The organism is Paenibacillus sp. FSL H7-0940, from assembly GCF_037979415.1.
GTDB lineage: Bacteria > Bacillota > Bacilli > Paenibacillales > Paenibacillaceae > Paenibacillus > Paenibacillus amylolyticus.
In genome coordinates this window covers 6,231,202-6,250,159 of record NZ_CP150280.1, presented here as the reverse complement: position 1 = coordinate 6,250,159, position 18,958 = coordinate 6,231,202, and the positions used below count along the sequence as shown (strand labels likewise).

General features: G+C 49.9%; 10 protein-coding genes. 2 read left to right on the top strand and 8 right to left on the bottom strand.

The genetic code is table 11. The features are described from left to right. Window positions 1–354: 354 nt before the first annotated feature. From MHB71_RS27555 to MHB71_RS27525, 7 genes are all read right to left on the bottom strand, one after another. Window positions 355–3,570, bottom strand: a complete 3,216-nt coding sequence (locus MHB71_RS27555; RefSeq protein WP_340028197.1) for a hypothetical protein — start codon at window positions 3,568–3,570, stop codon at window positions 355–357. Next, window positions 3,567–4,826 (bottom strand): hypothetical protein, encoded by a 1,260-nt coding sequence (locus tag MHB71_RS27550; protein WP_024632789.1) that lies wholly within the window; start codon window positions 4,824–4,826, stop codon window positions 3,567–3,569. Before MHB71_RS27550 ends, MHB71_RS27555 begins: the two co-directional genes overlap by 4 nt. Before the next feature lie 90 nt (window positions 4,827–4,916). Further along, window positions 4,917–5,564: a beta-mannanase gene (locus MHB71_RS27545; RefSeq protein ID WP_076209731.1), complete on the bottom strand. Its 648-nt coding sequence runs from the start codon at window positions 5,562–5,564 to the stop codon at window positions 4,917–4,919. 19 nt (window positions 5,565–5,583) lie between these two features. Beyond that, window positions 5,584–6,867: a vWA domain-containing protein gene (locus MHB71_RS27540; protein WP_340028196.1), complete on the bottom strand. Its 1,284-nt coding sequence runs from the start codon at window positions 6,865–6,867 to the stop codon at window positions 5,584–5,586. Window positions 6,868–6,952: 85 nt separating this feature from the next. Next, window positions 6,953–9,400, bottom strand: a complete 2,448-nt coding sequence (locus MHB71_RS27535; protein WP_340028195.1) for a transcription initiation factor TFIID — start codon at window positions 9,398–9,400, stop codon at window positions 6,953–6,955. Between the two features lies 1 nt (window position 9,401). Next, window positions 9,402–12,791, bottom strand: a complete 3,390-nt coding sequence (locus MHB71_RS27530; RefSeq protein WP_036667823.1) for a tubulin-like doman-containing protein — start codon at window positions 12,789–12,791, stop codon at window positions 9,402–9,404. A gap of 258 nt (window positions 12,792–13,049) precedes the next feature. Next, a complete protein-coding gene (locus tag MHB71_RS27525) occupies window positions 13,050–14,843 on the bottom strand; it encodes a VWA domain-containing protein (protein WP_036667825.1) in 1,794 nt (597 codons plus the stop codon). Window positions 14,844–15,105: 262 nt separating this feature from the next. On the opposite strand from MHB71_RS27525, the gene MHB71_RS27520 reads away from it, so the two are divergent. Together MHB71_RS27520 and MHB71_RS27515 are read left to right on the top strand one after the other, a co-directional pair. Then, window positions 15,106–15,249 (top strand): hypothetical protein, encoded by a 144-nt coding sequence (locus tag MHB71_RS27520; RefSeq protein ID WP_179086527.1) that lies wholly within the window; start codon window positions 15,106–15,108, stop codon window positions 15,247–15,249. A 2-nt stretch (window positions 15,250–15,251) separates the two neighbouring features. Continuing rightward, complete coding sequence (locus tag MHB71_RS27515) at window positions 15,252–16,184, top strand: hypothetical protein (RefSeq protein WP_036667826.1); 933 nt, start codon at window positions 15,252–15,254, stop codon at window positions 16,182–16,184. Between the two features lie 489 nt (window positions 16,185–16,673). Here MHB71_RS27515 and MHB71_RS27510 read toward each other — a convergent pair whose 3' ends face one another. Beyond that, complete coding sequence (locus tag MHB71_RS27510) at window positions 16,674–18,278, bottom strand: DEAD/DEAH box helicase (RefSeq protein ID WP_036667827.1); 1,605 nt, start codon at window positions 18,276–18,278, stop codon at window positions 16,674–16,676. Between the last annotated feature and the right edge of the window lie 680 nt (window positions 18,279–18,958).

Below are 18,958 nucleotides of genomic sequence, written 5' to 3'. Positions count from 1 at the left end.
CATAAAAAACCAAATTTTCTTCTCTTTTCGTGCTTTATTTGGTCTTTCTGTAGCAGAAATCCCGCTCTTTCCCCAAGTACACATGAGATCTTTTCTCATTCATTCCGCGCACTTTATCACTTCTGACTGTTTTTCAAACTCTTGAATCGCAAATTTTGTGTCTGAATTGTGAATGTGTGAGTTTTTTTCATGCAATGGCTGTATCCGCCATATCAAATAAAAAAAGATGACCTTGAAATCTAAAGTTCAAGGTCATCTCACATACGCTCGTTTAATAAGAATGAAGCCAGCATTTTTCATTATTGGATCAAAAGACACTTAATGAATCTATGCAACATGCTCATATAAAATAACTTACAGCTTCGGCTGAGGCATCAATTGAATTACAGTCATACTGCCCTGCGTACTTTTCACACTGACAATGCTCTCGGCATCCATATTCGCTGGAAGATTGATCTGCAATCCATACGGATAGAGACGATCTACCTCTCCAATAGACATCTGTGCAGGAGTGTTCGCATCCTGTTCATTGGATACAGATGTGTCAGGCGATGTGGAACCAGTAGCTTGATCGGCATCCGTACCTTGATCCGTGTCTCCACTCCCAGCATTAGACGGTGCATTCGTCCCTGTATCCGTTGTTGTATCAGTAGCAGGATCTGAAGTGGAATCACCCGATGTTGAAGGATCGGCCTGCTGATCGCCATCCTGCGTCTGCTCTGTGTTCCCCGCGTTTCCCGCTAAAGAACCATCCGTGCTTCCTTCGGAAGTACTTCCTGAGCCACCATCGGAGGTATCTTGGGTATCAGGCTCTTCATTCCGATTAAAACTCTCCCACTTGCCTGTAGCATCCCAATCTTGAGTGCTGCCATCCTTCATCGTCAATTGAAGTTTGCCTTGCTCAAACTCAGTGCTTCCCGTATCATTCCTGAAACGGATCACCAGTTGAGCAGGTGATTCCGTACCCTCCTGTTCACTCGCAGGAATCATATAAGCAATCTGCTCCGCGAGCTGCACCTCCGGTTCAGCCGGTATGACAGGCTCCTGGGTAGATGGAGGGGATGCCGCTGGCGGCTCTACAGAATCTTTCATCCATGCATATGTACCGCCAGCAATACCCAGAACCAGGATCAAGAGGATTAATCCGAACAGATTTTTCCTTTTACCCGTTAGCATCCGCACCAGTGGAGAGGACAATTCCGTCTTCGCACGGTCATAGACCGGCTTCATTGTCTTGCTGGCTCTCACGTAATACGGTTTGAAAGCTGACTTCGACTTGAAAGCTTCACGGTCATGGGCTTTGAAATACGCCACGATGGCATCCGCATATCCTTTATGCGCATTGGAACCCCGGACAAACATCCGATGATCTCCTGACCATTCGAAGAATGGATACAGCCCTTCAGCACGACTTGCATTGGTGCGGATGAATTCAATCAGGCCAGGATAATCCAACCGATTGCTGCCGCTTCCTCCCCTATAAAAAGCCATCGGCAAAGCTTCATATGCCGCAATCCCCGGATGAGCCTGTAGCTCTCCGGCAAGCCAGCGACGCGTCCAGCGTTGAAGTTCATTGCGTTCTGCCAGGGAAAGTGCCTCCAATGCCTCTTCTTCATTCCCCTCGCCACTAAGCCACACTCTCGCAGCCAGCATCATGTTCGTTCGAGCAGATACATCAGAGCCCTGACGTGCCGCCCAATCCCGAACCTCATTGCCATGCTGTAAAATATCAATGCTTAATAGCTGTTCACGGTTAACCCGTTCCAGATCCAGATCCTGAATCATAAACAGGTTAATGACATAAGCCAGCTTGTCTGCAAGGCGGGTTAACTCTTCCTGATATGCCGGATCTTGACTGGCAGACGGAGATCCCCCTTTGCGATTAGGACGGGCTGTAGCTTCAGATTGACCAATTCGTGCCGTAATGCCTGTATCATAGGTGACATCAGCGGATACCCGATCCAGTATGTTAACACGCTGGAGGGCTTCATTCGCAGACTGTACCGGATTAGGCGCAGAACATAACCGTTCACGCAGCTCATTGGCTGTCCGCTCCTGCAAGAGGCTGTAGTGGATCGCAGATGGATGGGACGTAACCCATCTTCGGATCACTTCCACAACGTTCGCTGCCGATTCCGTGCGTTTCAGCTGATTGTCCAGATAAGGCTCGAACAACAGCTTAGTGAGCGATTCATTGGCCAGCACTTTATCAAAGAAAGCCCGATTCAGCTGCGGATCCCGATCCAGCACAGCATACAATTCCTGCACAGCACGCATACGCTTCTGAGCGCGGGCATTATTCACACCGTAGATAAAATAGTCCACTATCCGGGATTGCACCACGGGCGCGGCAACACTGAAATATTCGCCAATGCGAGCTGCGACGTCTTCTTCGGGTACGTTCTCACGCTTCACGCTGTCCAGTTCCCTGCTGAGCAAGGTCAGGAACAGCTCGTTCAGACGGGAACGTTGCTGTAATCCACCATCCGGCTTCAAATAGGTCAGCAAGCCACTCAGGACATGACTTTTGTTATCCAGATACAGGTCTTCCATGCCTTGTTCAAGACCGTAGAACACCGCAAGTTCACCATAGGCTTCAATGGAAAGTTCCCGCCCAGGTTCCATGCCGGACAACATTTCATCCGCAAACGTATAGAACGCATCCGCCGCCGCAGGTTCCTGCAATAAGGCCCAAGCGAATTCTGCATAAGGTAACTTCGCCACAGATGCATCCGCATGTGTCACTCTGCCTGATACGAGATCAAAGGTGAAATCCTTCTCCGTATTCCGGTCTTTCGGACGTAACGTCCCTCGCTCAACAAACTGGACGTGGATGCCCTTCTTGGCCTGTGGCTCCTTGGCAAACGTCATGAATCCCAGCTGCCGCCGGAATGCGTATGGTAAAGCCGTGTACAGCAAACGTAACAATCCTTTGGCCCCTGCGGTCACTTCCTCTGCGGGAAGGTCCAGAGCAATGTATACTTTTCTGCGTGTCGCTACAGACTGCATTACCGCATAGAGCAGGCGCTTGAACAGCACTTCGTTCATCTTCAAGGTGCTCAGCACTTGGGTGGGTGATCCTACGCCAGCATCGGTCGCCCCACCCTGTCCGCTCCTAGGTGATATAGGCAATTCAGCAAGTGCTGGCAGAACTGTACCTTGTTCGATGTCATAGGACGTGGCGAACACGGCATCCAGCCAGCCGCCTTGTTTCATCTGCTCTTCCGAGCGTTCGGGAGACAAGACGTAATTATGTGCAAAAAAGGCACTGCGTAGCCCGGTGAAATCTGCAGACTGGTACACATTTTGCCCAAGAATCGTCTCTCCACTCTCCAGATGAAGCAGGTGAATGGCAGCCGGAAACTTCGTCTCGTCCTTCTCGCTACGGCCTGTTAGCTCCGCTGGAGCATCATAGACACAGTAGGGGTGAAGCACTTTTTTAATAAAAGAAGGGTCCAGTCCCGGCGATGCCGCAACCGTATCAAACCCCTCTGTTGTGCGAAACACCCCGCGCCGCTCTCGGGTATACAGCTGTTGTTCAATGGGCGGGGTTACGGAAGAACGCATCATCCCACTCTCCCCTCAATGTATTTCAGCTTGTACAATAGCCATAAGAAGGGTTCATCCACGCGAATCGGACTAACCACACCCTGCAATTTCATATCCACCGGATTGCTACCCAGCGCAGAGACTGCGAAATAGGCTGTATCCTTGAAGTACACATCCATCGTGCCCTTGAATGGGCGATCCACCTTCTCGATAAAACGCCGGATCTCCCCGTCGATATTCTCGAACTCGGTTAAGTCGAACCAATCGCGGTGCACCATGTTGCGGAAGACATTACTGTTGGATTTGATATAATCCCCCTCTTCATCCTTGAGGGAATGCAGCATGTCGCTTTTGGTGAGCACAACAGCCGTTGGAATATTGGTCTTGGCTTTGTCCTGGTACGCGATAAAATCTCCAAACATCGTCAGCACCACATCACGCGGCTCATCGTATCGTGGTGTCCACTCTCCCGGCTCGTTGCCCAGGTTAATGCGGATTTTGTCCCGAATCGAACGAATCTGAAGCGGGTCCACCATGAACAGGATACCTGCCGAGTTCTTGATGTGCTGCCCGTGAAGTCCGAGATAATCCTGCTCCACCATACCTTCACCCGCAACGTCGAAGAAAACCAGTGTCAGCGGCGCTTTATCTTCGTCCTTGAACACAAATTGGAAGATAAACGGCTCCTGCAGTTTCTCCTTCTGTGTGGAATCCAGCAGATCCCCCCGTTCAAACAACGGTTCTTCATAATCCGCACGGAACCGGCGGCTGATCTCCGCATTCAATGGCATGCAAGCCGCGTCAAAATGATCGGCCGTATAATGCTGCAATGTATGAATTAATGAAGTCATGTAGACGGATTTCCCCACCTGGGATGCACCAATGATGGATATGATATTGCTCGGTGCTTTACCCGCCGTAACAGGCAGCTCGTTATGACATTGCGGACACAAGCGGCGACGCGTAACGACACCATACCGATCGTTCAGCCCCATCACGATGTTATCGGAATAAATACGGTGTTCCTCCGGTACATCATGGGGTGCCAATACCGCCTCCATATCAAATACCGTGTCGAGTCCGAACCTTTCGCGATACCGATTCAACTTCGCATCTTCCCCGAGTGCGTAGTCCTCATCATCATCACGGTGATGGGCAGCGCGGAACACCACCTCTTCCGGTGAAAACTTGCTGAAACAATAAGGGCATACAATATCGTAAAACAGCGGACGTTCCTCCGGCTGTTGTCTCTTCAAAAACCGACTAAAAAAGCTCATAGCCACTCCCCTCCCCTGATCAGTCAGACTAAGGTGATATACACTTGCACTACGATGACAGAGTAACCTCCCAATCGCTAGTCCAACTATCTAGTCTGATATAAGCCGATAGGCGGCTCCATATTTCGGTCCATCCGTGAAGAATAATCGCACATAATCATCCTTGGCAACTTCAACGGGCGGCATCTCATTTCTTCCGGGAGCAAAATCACTCACAAAAGGATACACCGTACCATCTTCCTTATTCAGCGGAACCCCGCCCTGTTTGCGAACATAACAGAGGGCTTCCTTTGGAACAGGTACTTCCGCTGTGACGGTGATCAATACACTTTTTCGTTTCTGAAAAAAACCGCTCTTGTAGCGAATGGAAAAGCGGATATCCGCCTTCCCTGCGCTTGCAATCACCATGTTGTCCTCGTCTCGTTGACGGATCAGTACAGGTCCCTCTTCCTCCATCTGACACACATACACGGTGTACTTGATGGCACCAAAACCTGTAATCCGATCCGTGTAACCATTGCTCGCCTTATATTCCTCTCTCGTGTACAGCTTCAGCTTGCCCTGTGCAGGCTCTTCCCCGGTACGATCATCGCTCATCATATCCAGCTCCAGCCGTTCCACATACACAGCTTCTACCCGTTCCGGCCAGAGCCAGCGAAGTGTACAACGCCCTTCGTCCACCGCAAGTGTCAGTTTTCGAATCAAGGGTGTCGAAGGGTCTGCATCCGTAAACCGCATTTCCATTGACCTCCCGACGTTAGAATCCTTTGCTGCGTGTATCTCTTGGTCTCTGACCAAACCCTTCGGCAGAAGAAGTTCCGCCGCCAGCTTCACGACGACCCCTGCTCTTCCGCGGCGTGTTCTCCTTAATCGGAACAATCCAGGAGAAGAGGGTCAATACGCCAGACAAAATGAGCATCGCACCAAGACGTACGAATGTATCCCCCACGTTCGAACCGTCGAGTCCCCACTCCAGCAGAAGCCCTGCCAGTAGGCCCGACACCGCACCACCAATACCAAAGCTGAGGGCGAGATGACGGTTATCAAACACGAGTCCGAGTGACACACCCAGCGCCACGCCAATCAGTAACACTGCTGCTACACGGAAAATCGCCAGATAAACGCTGTGCTCCATCATGCCTGTACGCTCCGTTACCAGCGTCCGTTCATCAATCGTATCGTAGATCTGCTGGAATGCCAGATTCAGACCACCGGAATCTGGTACATCATAGTACATGCCGCCCGTTTGCTGAGCAATATTACGTAGCAGATCCGTACCTGATGGGTCCACCAGGCTTAGGCCGACTGTATTAATAGAGATCTGTTCGTTGTTATATTGGGACAAAATATCGGTCGTGGCCGCTTCACTGAAGCCATCGGATAACAAGATGACGACGGTACCGCGTTTCGGGTCCTGTTTGCCCTGAATCTGCTCCATGCCTTCCCGCAGCACGGCATCAAAATTGGTGCCGCCCGAAGTCGTGACAATGCCATCGATTTTGCTATAAACCTCATTCTTGGCCGCTTCACTATCCAGCGCAATAAACGGCTGTAACAACTGCGGTTGGTCATCAAACGTAATGACAGCTACCTGTTTGTCACTCTCCATTTGGCTGATCAGTGTCTTGGCTGCTTCAAAGCGTCCGTTATCCGGATCTGTCTCGCTCATGCTACCCGAGTTATCGATCATCAGTACGATGTCCTTCACTTGCTTCACACCGCCCGGATTGATCTGATACAACAATTGCAGGGCGAGTCCAACAACAAATAACAGAGCCAGTGTTGCCGGAACAAGCAATTTCCACGACAGTCCCAGATACCGGAGCTTCCATGAAGCGCCATTCAGCTTGGGTGAGATCATCTCTGCGATCAAACAGAACAATCCAACGCTCAGCGCCAGTACGCCAAAGTATAATCCCATCAGCAACAGACGTGGCATCTCCCCAAGCCATTGACGCAGCATGATTTCTCCTGCCGCAAAGCCCACTGCCCCGCCAATCAGGCTGAACAGGACCAGGAGAAGATTGATTTTTCGCTGCATGTCTACATGCATCCTTTCCATACCAGCCGTAAACAGGCTGAGTTAATACAAGATTGGTGCTGGGTGTCAGGACACCGCCGGCGTCTTAACGAATGGGTGACAACTTTTCCACCAGACCAGCGGGGTGAAGTTCATAGCCATTCTCCGTGTACGAGTCATAATATACCTTGCCGTTCCGATACACCATGAGATCCTCCAGATGGAAACCGCCCATCAGATTCAGCTTCTCCACGCCACTACTGCGTTCTTCGTACACCACACCCAACTTGTAGATACGTGACGTCTCTTCGGCATGTGCCGCGTAGTGCATGAAAGCACTATGATGGTCACCAAAGAAATACTTCTCTTCATATCGATGTTCCTGCGTATAATCGAATACCCGGACCCGAACAACCGCCTGATCCTCCAGCGTGTGGTACAACCTGCGGAACAGATCATCGCGGGTTAATACATCTTTATCTCCGTAGGCAATCGTAACGTTAGCACGCTGCAACAGCTCTTCTTCAAATGGCAATTGCAACGGCTCTGCCGTAAGCAGCAACGAGTGACATACCTCCATCAGCCGTTTCAGCAGACGGTCATCGCCTTCCGTGGCAAGCCGGTTCATGTCTCCCATGTAACGGTCTTCAAACCATACATCCCGTCCGCGCTTGGCTTCCAGGTCGATGATTAGCTCTTCCATCACTTTGCCGTAGTACTCCATCACGTTCTGGCCGATGTATTCATCGGCAGCAGCGATACTTTGGGCAGCTGTCTCTCGCAGTGTGCGTTCCAGCGCTTCAAGTGCTGCTGTGACGTGACGACTAAAACGATGAAGTTCTTCCATCTCCGTATCGTAGATACGCAGCAGATGTAATTCATTTTCCAGTCGCAGTAATTCTACCTTTGGTACATACACTCGCTCCAGCATGCAGTCAATCAGATTGCGCACATTCTGTTTATCACGGAACAACGCTCGTTTGAACGACTGATCTTCCACTCGCTCTTGCTGACGTTGCTCCAGTAGAGCACGTGCCGATTCAAGCTGCATCGATTTATCCCGAATCAATCCGAGCAGCGCTTCACGCACACTGCCAGGCTCACTGTCACTCCAGGCCGCCCACTGGAAGTAACCAACCTCTGGATGCTCCGCGCGGGAATGTTCAGCATGACGGCGCAGGGAACCGCTAGAGCTGCGCTCGCGCACACGCTCTTCGACAAGACGGACAACGTTATCGCGGAAGTACGCTTCAGCTCCTTGTCCAAACAACGCTCTCTCCGCTTCACGAAGTGAGAGCGGCTTCAGATCAGAGAAACTGACGTTATGCGTCATGATGCCACTCATGCCACTAACCAGATCTTCATCGGGCAGCAGGCCTTCGACTTTGCGTTCCACCGAGGCTGCGTCCAGTCCAAAGAAAGCGAGCTTGTCCTTGATGCTCCAATCCGGCTCCTGCCGCATGCGTGCAAGCAGATACCGATACATGTGATATAACACCGCCAATGCAATCGGCTTGTTTGGCCGCCTGATCTCGGCAAAACCCGCGCTGGCATAACCATGCTGATCAGAGGTAGTACGAATATTGTTTTTAAAAGATGTATTGTTGTACGTGTTCGCTCCCGTGCTTGAAACGCTACCCGAGTGATCCACATCCTGCTTCCTGTTCTTCAGCAGGCAGATGCGGCAGATGATCTCGGCATTTTCGATCCAGCCACCGGGAACGCCGGTTCCACGCTCATTTTTGTCGGACAACAGATATACCAGATCAAACAACGGTGACGCGGGATGTGTAACCGGAATGGAGATCCCATCCTCCGTCACCAGCAGTTTACCGCTGAACGTGTAGTCCAGCGACTGCATATAATCCAGTTCCCGCAGAAAAGCGAGGCCTGCTGCGCTGGCATACCCGAAGGAATCCACCTGTTCCATCTCGCTGACCAATACATGCAGATCCGTCTGCACCGACTTGAAGGCTTGGGACAAAATGGTCTCCGTCAGCTTGGTGAGCTCTGGCAACAATACATTCAACGGATCATCCGCTCTGGTTACCACCGTAACGTAAATCCGATCAAATGACGAGTATAACCGTCCATATTCGGCAATTCGGTTACTGACCCGACGAAGCGTACGATTCAGATCGTAGAGCGCCTGATCCGATTCGTGGAAACTGCGGTGTACATCCTTGCGCCGTGTTTTGGACGGTCGCTCCGTCTGCCCAGCGGACAGAGGCAAGCGGTGACAAGTCACCTGCCCATCATCGGACGAGCCAATATTCCTCTTTTCACCCGGATGCTCTTTCTGATCTTCTGTACCAATCTGAACGTAGACCACACCGTCTCCGTTATCCCATTTTAGCCGATTGATCTCCTGCACAGCAGACACTGCAGGTGCAACCAGATCACCCACAAACAGGAACAGCGCCGGGTAATGGATACTGCTGCGTCCATCACCCAGGCTGCCTTGACGCTCCTGCTCTATTGCATACTGCGCTGCATACTTCTCCAGATCACGCTTCAGGGTATTGTTCGAATTGAACTCCATCCCGACCGCCATCTTACTTCAGCCTTCTGCGAATGTCGTTCAGCTTGGACGACATCGTTCTGTAGAACTGATAGATGTCTTCTCCGTTAGCCAGTTCTACCCGCTCGTATTCGAGACGATCACGCGATTCCATGAACAGGGCAGCCAGATCATCCAGCTTTGTCAGCAGTGGGGTGATATCCTCAGAAGCTGTAAGATCGTTATCGCGGCGGGAGGCTTTGCGCAGCAATGTACTGCGATCCTTCTCCGCCAGACCGCGGAAGTTGCCAAACACCTCATACTCGGCAAAGTTACGGCTCTTCATCAAGTTTGCGAACGGCTCCCATGCGTCTTCTTCCGGGTCACGGTCATAGACGTAGAGCGCACCTTTTTTGACGATGGTGTCGGTATATAACGCTTCGATGAAGCGGTCATACCATTGCTCTTCGTCCTGGTACTGGGCAAGAATGCCTTCGAGTTCGGCGACTTTGGCCGAGATGGCATTCATCTTCGCCAGTTCCTCACGTACGCGCGCGATCAGCTGCGGAGAGCGTACCAGGTTTTCTTTGGCCATATCTTCATTAATACTGCCGAAAATATCCTTAACTCCCACACGTGGCAACCCTTCGGATTGCAGACGTTTTAGCTCGATCACCGCCCGCTTCACTTCGCCGAGGTTCGGCGTGGTGGACGTGAGACGCATGTCGTAAGCTCCCAGTTTGGCAGACAAATCAAACGCTTCTGTTGTCACAATCGCATACCGATTGCTTGTATTCTCATCAATGGATTTGGCTGTCAAAATGTTGTATACAAGCGCCTGCTCAAATTCGTTACGCACACGGGCGTTATACTGCTTCACGCGGGCGTTCTCGTACACATCTCCCCATGATTTCTCCGGAATCGGAGACGGCAGATAGGTCCAGTTGTTTTTCTCCGTTTGCACCAAGTGACGACCAATGCCTTCTTTGTCCAAAATGGTACGTTCATAACTTTCCTCATATACTTTGAGCGGTGTATACACAAAGAGTGGTACCCCGTTGCGGGTGTTCAGCCAGAATATCCGGTTACGCACTTCACTTTCCTTAACGGTAAAATGAGATTTGCCTACCGCATTGTTCTGATAATTGCGAATCCCTTTCAGAATGCCCGGCGCCTGTGCCGGTACCGATACAAATCCCCATGAAGGGAAATGCAGACTGCCTGTACTGTTGCTCAGATTGAACACCGGAACAGCCTCATCATCCAACTTGCCAGCAATGAAACGTTCCACGAATTTCTCGACTGACTCATCCTGACCGTATTTGATCACCAGGAAATCTTCCATGGAACGGGTAATCAGATCACCGAATTTCTCACTCAGGAAGTCGGAGATGGAGCTGACGATATCAATCTCGTTTTCTTTCACCCATTGGCTGGAGTTTTCCAGCAATTCACGAGAGAAGTCACGGATCAGATCATCTGTATCACGTTTATCCAACAGCCCGTCCACCACACTGACGATATCCGGTACACTTACAACGTTCCAGTAATATGTTTTGTTGCCTTTGTGATCGGCTTGTTCTTCGCCACGTGTCAGGAGGTCACCGTTCTTCGTGAATATCGAGCTAAGGGCATTCAGCGTTTCGGTAAATACGTTATAAATGCGGCTGTTTTCCTGGTTCAGCAACTCATACAGATCTTCATAGAACTCGATCATCTGATCGTTGCGTTCCACGTCGGCGTGCAGCCAGTACTCATGAATTTTTGCTTCAATATAAGCATTCTTTTTCTTCTCTTTGGAGACAAAAGCACTCTTCGCATCGCCCAGTTTCTCTTCGGACTGCTCCTGAGCTGCTTCAATATCACGCGGAATGCGGAAGGCATTCTCACGCAGGGTTTCGATGTACGACTGAATCATCTTCAGTACACAGAAACCTTTTTCCGTATAAATCAGACGGGAGACATAAAACGGACCTTGTTCGGGATGCAAAAACATACGCCGGATCTGTTCGGTGAACTGACCCGCAATCTCACCAGGCAGTTGTTTCTTCGCTTTAATATATTCTTCACGAGCACGAGCCAGGAAGTTCTGCTCCAGTTCAGTATCCATATTCACAACCTGTGATTTCACCACGTTGCCATAGGATAAACGCTCGCTGTTCTGATAACCAGGTAGCGGCTCAGGCACGCGGGCTTCAAAGGACTTGACCACACTTTCGAGATCAATGCCCAGCTTGCGGGCAAACTTCTCGGTATCCTCCTGGTTTGGCGCTTTGGAGAACATGGTGTTCATTTTATCGAACATGCGATACGCCAGATATGTGGTCATCTCTTCGATCGGCAGGACAGCCGAAGATGCACCGATGATGTTGTAATCATAGTTTGCCGGGTACACCTTGTTCATCTGTGCAATGTTGGTGCGAATGTTGCTGATATAGTCATGGATCGCAAACTCCTCACCAGACTGCTTCTCCTCACTTGCCATGAAGTTGGTAATGTTCTCGGCCGTGACGTTCATGCAGTAATCGTAGGCGTTCTCCAGCAGTTTGCCTTCGGTGTTCGTCGCAGAGATCAGATGACACAGGTTAAATGGCGGCAGTGGTGAGTTAACTGTTAAAATATTGCCGTACTTCTGTGTAAATCGCTCACCGCGGCTATCCACGTTCATCCAATAATCCAGCTCTTTGAGCGCAGCATATCCATTCTTGCGAATGTATTCGCGAGTGTGTTCGCTTAAGCTTTTGTTGGACAGGTTCACGTCTGGCGTGAACAGGTATCCAAGCGTATTGACGCGGTCAATCCCGGCAGAGCCGTGATCCCGTTCGATAATACCGCGCACGATATAGGAAATATCGAGGAAACAGCCGCTGCCTGTACCGCCGGACAGACCTGTCAGCAGGAACACCATCAGTTTTTTGTTGGTGCCTACGGATAAGGTTTTGATCTTTTTGTCGATGGCCTGTACGACCTGATTAATCTTGGTGAACAGGAGCAGACGTCCAGCCTGACGTACACCTGCGGCGCCGTTCATACCGTCCGTGATGCTCAGTTCGGGAGACAGCCAGTCCGTAATGTACGGCTCCAGCACGCTGCGGTTCTGTAGAAGTCCGCCAATCTCAGCATTGGACAGCAGCACGAATTCATTGATCGGATCAAGTCCGATCCCTTTATACTTTTTGGCACGATCCTGTTCGTTTGTCTCAAAAGCCAGAAACTCCACATTGTCCGGCTTGTCCATTTTTTTCTTGGATACCGGGTCTTGTGGCAGCTTGAAACGACGGTTGATCTGATATTTGAGACGCAGCAGTGCGTCAATTCCCGTTCCTCCCAGACCGATAATCAGAATGGGATTATCAATCGTATCAACTCTGATCTTCTCACTGACAATACCTCCGCCAAGTGATACATCCAGTTGCTGAATATGTTCTCTAACAATCGGTTTCATTCCATGTCCTCCTTTGATTAACAAAGTTGGAACTGCAACTTCATTACACTTGCCACTCCGATGACAGAATAACATTCCGATCGCTGTTATCCCCAGATTTTTTCAATTCACTTTTACAAAGTGAAAATCCGGGGATAAAGGCGAACGCTTCCGCTTCTTCACGTTATTTCTGTCCTCTGCGTTCTCGTGTAAACAGTTGGTCCCAAATTTTATTGGCATCCTTTTAAACTAAACAATCAACTTAAATCAAATAATCCTTCACACCAGATATTCAATTAAAATGGTCTTGTCCGCCTGTTGCAGCGGGATGCTCAGTCGGTCACCGTTCTTCAGTTCAACGCCTGAGCTTGCATCGACTGCACGACCGGATTTCTCCAAGGTACCGCCTGCGGTGTTACGGATTATAATTCGATCCCCATTGCTGGGCGTAAATACATATTTTTCGGTTTCCTTCAGCTCAGGGTCCAGTTGCAACAACTGATGTAGATGGAATCTGCCCCGGAAGGATACCAGCTTTTTATATTGCGGATAAGACTTGTCTCCCGTGTTCTCATCACGAATCTCCACAACCATCTGACCTACAAATCCCCGGTTTTTGCGTTTCAGCCAGCCCATCAGGAACCAGGCACCAACACCAACCACGATCAGGGCTATAACACCCAGGATGACAGGCAACCAAGGAAACGGCTTGTCCTGTTCACCGCCTGACGTTGTTGGTTGAGATCCACTTCCGGCTGATCCACTCGCGTTGATCGTGATTGGCTCACTTTCACGGTAGAAGCTGTCTTCTTCCGCACGGATGACTAATTCATAGTTATGATTGTCCGGTACTTCAAACGTTCCGGCAAAACCAGAACCTGTGTTTTCCAGCGGTTGTTCCTCGCTTTTACCTGTATCTACATCTTTCACAACCAGCGTGGCCTTCATATCTGTATACAGATCATTATCCTGAAGCGGCTGACCGCCATTCTCCAGTTTGGCTGCAAGATCAACCTTGTCCTCTTTGGTATAGGACTTGGTCTTAATTGGGTCCACAACGAGCTGAAGATCATAGTTGAACAACAGGTTGATATCGATGCTGTCTTTCGGAGCCCCTTTTACCCGAAGTTTCCAGTCTCCTTCTTGGGGTTTCAACAGCTTCACGAGTGAATAACTCTTCGACGTCGAGAGCTTGGCTGCATCCGAGTTCAGGTCCACGGCTTGTCCGGAAGGGTCCGTCAATTGCACTTCCACCGGCTTCGAAGACATGATCGAAATGTTTGCTTCCAATACACTGTCATTCGGTACATTCACGGTAACTTCCTGATAACTGCCGTTTCCCGTTACAGAGGGCAGCTTTACCACATTCAGTTTGGCATGATCCGCGAAGATCTCACTCAGAATCTGTGGCAGATCATCCGGCGTATCGGTAATGAATGATTTACCTCCAGTCTGCTGAGCCAGGTCTGCGAGTGCATTCTTGTTCAGCTTGCCATCGGCGTTCAATCCAATCGTATACACCGGAATACCCTGATCCTGTGCTTCCTTCACGGCTTTTGCCAGGTCAGCATCAGATTGTGCCTGTGTACGGCCTTTGGTTTTGTTAAAGTCATTGTTGCCATCCGCCAGCAGCACGATCATTGGCGAGTGGGATGGGTCTGCACCATGATTCAGTATGTTCACGGCTTCGGCGACACCAACTGAGACATCGGTATATGGCCCCCGGCCAAGCTGATCAATAAAATCCTTCAGGCTGCTCTTGTCCGCATCGGACTGAATCTCCAGCATAGCCTTTTCCCGCTCTACCTGATCGGTATAAGCAACAATCCCTACCTTGTCCCCCTGGACCGGCAGCATATCAATAAACATTTTCATGGCTTCATTACTAATCTTGTCACGGTCACTTGTATTCATTGAGTTACTTACATCGGCTACAAGTACCGCATCGATTCCGCTTGTCTGTGCCTGAGCCGCTGCAGCTTGTGGCAGCAACGCTTGAGGTAACAGTAGCGTTAGAATTGCCAGCAGAACCATCGTTCCACTAAGCCAGCGTATTTTGCGTGTCCGCAGCATTGGGTGTACTCCTTCACGTTTGAGATTAAAATGGGAATAGTTTATTATAGGCGTCAAGCCTTAAGGAAATCTTAACAGTCTACTAACAAATTCTGAAAAGCACCCCTATCTTGAGTTACAGTTTTGTAATGACTGACAAAAATCGACGATTTCATGCCTTGAACTGGCACAAAAGTACCAACTATGGAAATATGATATAGTTATTGCCAGCAAACTGCAATATAACAGCGCTTGTTCACCAAGCCATAGAAGGGAACGGATTATGGTTACATACGGATGCCTCGCCATATTGTTTCTTTTTGTCATTATAAAGGTAACTGCACTCCAGCTTCATCGGCGGAAACCAATCTCCCGCGAAGACACGGATCGTACCCTCTACACTATTCTGAATGGTGAGCGTGATTAAGCATGAGTACTAAACTAGTTGTATCCATAAGACCATTTCATCGAACGACCTATGCCTATGAAAAGTTGCAAGTCTGCTCACGTTGTGGAAAGTACACCTGCCTGTGGGAAGATGAGTGCACGGCCTGTGGCCGGGGTACCCTCAATTCCGTTCAAGCGAAGGCAACTTCCCGTGTAAAACGTCGGATTGCACGCGACTTGTTCATTACGATATTGTTCGGTGTAGCTGCTACCTATTTCGGTGAGACCATAGATCAGACCATGGCGGCAGCCAGCGTTTCCCTGTTGCTTCTGGCCTTACTGATCTTCATGCAGAAACGTTCATTCGAGGTAGAGCAGCAGCGCGAGTTGAAGCGCACGTTACAACAGGATGAGGAACTCATCCGCCAGGGTATTAACCGCAATTGGGCTCTGGTCGCCGAAGCTCGAAAACAGGATGAAGCACTTGCCTATGAGATGCTCCGCGAGATCGGCTCACTCGTCTACAATGACCGGATTCGACTGCAACAGGTTGCGCTGTTACAATCCTTTGTCCTACGCAGTGATATGGATCTGCAGCTCAAGCCCTTGCTCTTACGTAGCTTCGAGCGGCTGCTGGCTGAATATATTGGTGAGATTGCTCGGCTTAAGCCCGATTTGATCCGTGAAGATGCGATTCGTTATATCGCAACCTATGAAGTGAACATTTTACAGCTCCACAATGGAATTCAGATACTTACAGCCGTAGCTGCTGCTGCCGTACGCAAGAGCAAATATATTGAGTTATTCCCTAGTCTTATTACCCGCTACGCCCGCTTTATGCCCAAGGATCGCTTCATGAGACTTTATCACACGATTGAACGCTATCCGAGCAAGGCACGCGGGGGTCTGGCGGAGTCGGTAGGCCGGGTGTATAACGAGAAATATCGGGATCAATACGCAGATGTTCAGCTGTAGGGATGATATATTGAGAAAGAAAAACGTAGTTTAGTGCAAACTCACTCCCTGTATATAGACGAATGCAATTTCATCCATCCCTGCATGCGCGTCAGCACCACAGATCGAAGGTTATGCTTCTAATGATATAAGAATTAATCCAAAAACACCCCATCCTTAGGTCTAGGATGAGGTGTTTTGAATTTTATGGCAGTCTGCCACGTGCTATACGCAGTACACGAAAAAAAGGAAAAACTACATGGGGAATACCTAAATGGCATCTTCCATGGATCAAGTAGGCACGCAAACAGGTACTCACAGATGACAAAAAGAATAAGCGGAAATGATCATCTGTCCTGGTGAAAGGGCCGCGACGTGGTTCCGTCGCGACCCTTGATCTGAAGGTTCGGTACATCTGTACCCGAACCCTCTCATATGTGCCATGCCCATCACTGTGGCATGGCATGGTGCCTGCGCAATTGCGGCTGCATCGCCGCTTGCGCCAAGGCTTTACCGTCCGCGACGAGAATCGCGACGGTCACCCTTCGCCGGTCCGCGTCCTGCGGATTCCGGACGGCGAGAGCCTTCGCTACTGCGCCCGGAGGTGCGCTTGTCGGCACTACGGCCAGCCCAGCCGCTGCTAGCTGCGCGGCCGCTTTGACCCGTTGCTCCGCGACTGCTGTCGCTGCTGCGCGCGGAACCACGACCTGCGCTGCGCTCGTCGCCACTGCGACCCGCACCGCGTCCACCTTGACCCGCTGCACCACGACTGCTGTCGCTGCTGCGGCCACCGCTACGACCACCACTGCGTCCGCCTTCACTGCGGCCACCTTCGCCACCGCGGGAACCACGTCCCCCACGTCCGCCATCTCTGCGATCGTTACGGCCTGCACCGCGACGGGCACTACCAGTTCCGGAAGAGCGTCCGCCTGAACGTTCGTCATCCCCTTGACTGTTGATGGAACGTCTAGCTGCTCCAGTTGAAGCAATTGGACCTTCGCTTGTCCACTGGATACGGGACAGCTTTTGGTCAATACCTTGTTCAATACGTGCAAGTTCCGGTCTGTCGTGCTCTGTTGCAAACGTTACAGCAAGACCTGTACCGCCTGCACGGCCCGTACGACCAATCCGGTGGATATAACTTTCCGCATCATGCGGCATATCGTAGTTAAATACATGCGTAACGCCTTCAACATCAAGTCCACGTGCAGCTACATCTGTAGCAACCAGCACTTGCAGTTTGGCATCGCGGAACGCTTTCATTACGTTCTCACGCTTGGATTGGGACAGATCTCCATGAAGTTCATCACTTGCATAACCTGCTTCACGCAGATCTTGGTTCAGCTTGGATGCACGACGTTTGGTCCGACAGAAAATAATCGCCAAGTATGGGCGATACGTATCAATCATGCCGCGAAGCGCTTCTAATTTACCACGATCCGTACATTCCAGCACTTGCTGGCGAATTTGTTTGATCGGGATAACAGATTGGGAAGATACTTTTACATCTTCCGGATCTTTCATGTAGGTCTTCGCCAGGTTGCGAATGCCCTTAGGCATCGTTGCTGAGAACAGCATTGTCTGACGTTTATGTGGTAGCTCGCTAAGAATCGTCTCCACATCGTCCAGGAAGCCCATGTGCAACATTTGGTCGGCTTCATCCAGCACCAGTTTTTTCACATTATCCAGCTTCAGCGTGCCACGGCGCAGGTGATCCAGGAGACGACCTGGTGTACCAATAACGATCTGGGTACCGTTCTGCAATTTACGCAGTTGTTTGTCCACATCCTGCCCGCCGTATACGGCAAGCACGTGCAGTTTATCGTCGTTAGCAGTAAGCTTCTTCGCTTCTTCCGTAATTTGCAGCGCAAGCTCACGCGTAGGCGCGATAATCAGCGCTTGTGGCGAACGGTCGGATACGTTAATTTTCTGAATAATCGGCAGCAAAAATGCCAGCGTTTTCCCTGTTCCTGTCTGTGCCTCAGCGATAATATCGCGTCCACCCAGCAGTACCGGAATCGAACGCTCCTGTACCGGAGTCGGCACGGCGATTCCCTGATGTTTCAGGATCTCGCACCATTCCGGGCGAATGCCCAGTTGTTCAAAGTTTGCCAATCGTTACACCTCTGTATATTCATTTAGATAAGTCCATTTCATAATGACCTTAGTATCAGTATCTGCCATCAAGACTAGTTTTCCTTATATCAATCATGATTATGAAATGAATTTTTTAAAAAGCAATCCACTCGTTGCTCTTCTTCTCCATACCCTGTAGTTTACACGTTAGTCAAGCAAAACAAAAGGGGATACAGCGTTACACCCCCAACTTGTAGCACAAAATCCCAAGATCAGCGTAACTTGTATCGACCAAGTGAGTTTGAGGATGGTTTTGGAGAGTAACTCCAGAACCACCTCTGAGAATGATGATGAGTGGAACAAGCTAAGTTGTTAGCTCGAAGTCTGACTTTGACTCTGTATATTGGTTGAGGACTTGACTGTACGTGGTCAGGCGGAGGTTATAGCGGGTTACACTTTCTAATGGTACTCCTTGAGAAAGATGTAATGGATCATTATGTTCATAACCCCAGGATAGTTTAGTGATATCGTTGAGATTGAGATAACTGCTATAATTCTATAAATTGTTGTGAAGGTCATCCTAAACAGATCAAAAGGAAGCGATCTTGCAAAAGTTTCAGGAATTGAAAGGTACCTTACATAGCTCTGTACATTGAGATCAAGATTCAAGATTTCTCGCGGTTCGAAAATAGCTCTCAAGCTGAACCTCCCACGTACCA

Bases quoted from the DNA above. Each gene is read 5' to 3' on its own strand.
- MHB71_RS27555 (WP_340028197.1), bottom strand. From the start codon at position 3,570: ATGATGCGTTCTTCCGTAACCCCGCCCATTGAACAACAGCTGTATACC.
- MHB71_RS27550 (WP_024632789.1), bottom strand. From the start codon at position 4,826: ATGAGCTTTTTTAGTCGGTTTTTGAAGAGACAACAGCCGGAGGAACGT.
- MHB71_RS27545 (WP_076209731.1), bottom strand. From the start codon at position 5,564: ATGCGGTTTACGGATGCAGACCCTTCGACACCCTTGATTCGAAAACTG.
- MHB71_RS27540 (WP_340028196.1), bottom strand. From the start codon at position 6,867: ATGCAGCGAAAAATCAATCTTCTCCTGGTCCTGTTCAGCCTGATTGGC.
- MHB71_RS27535 (WP_340028195.1), bottom strand. From the start codon at position 9,400: ATGGCGGTCGGGATGGAGTTCAATTCGAACAATACCCTGAAGCGTGAT.
- MHB71_RS27530 (WP_036667823.1), bottom strand. From the start codon at position 12,791: ATGAAACCGATTGTTAGAGAACATATTCAGCAACTGGATGTATCACTT.
- MHB71_RS27525 (WP_036667825.1), bottom strand. From the start codon at position 14,843: ATGCTGCGGACACGCAAAATACGCTGGCTTAGTGGAACGATGGTTCTG.
- MHB71_RS27520 (WP_179086527.1), top strand. From the start codon at position 15,106: ATGGTTACATACGGATGCCTCGCCATATTGTTTCTTTTTGTCATTATA.
- MHB71_RS27515 (WP_036667826.1), top strand. From the start codon at position 15,252: ATGAGTACTAAACTAGTTGTATCCATAAGACCATTTCATCGAACGACC.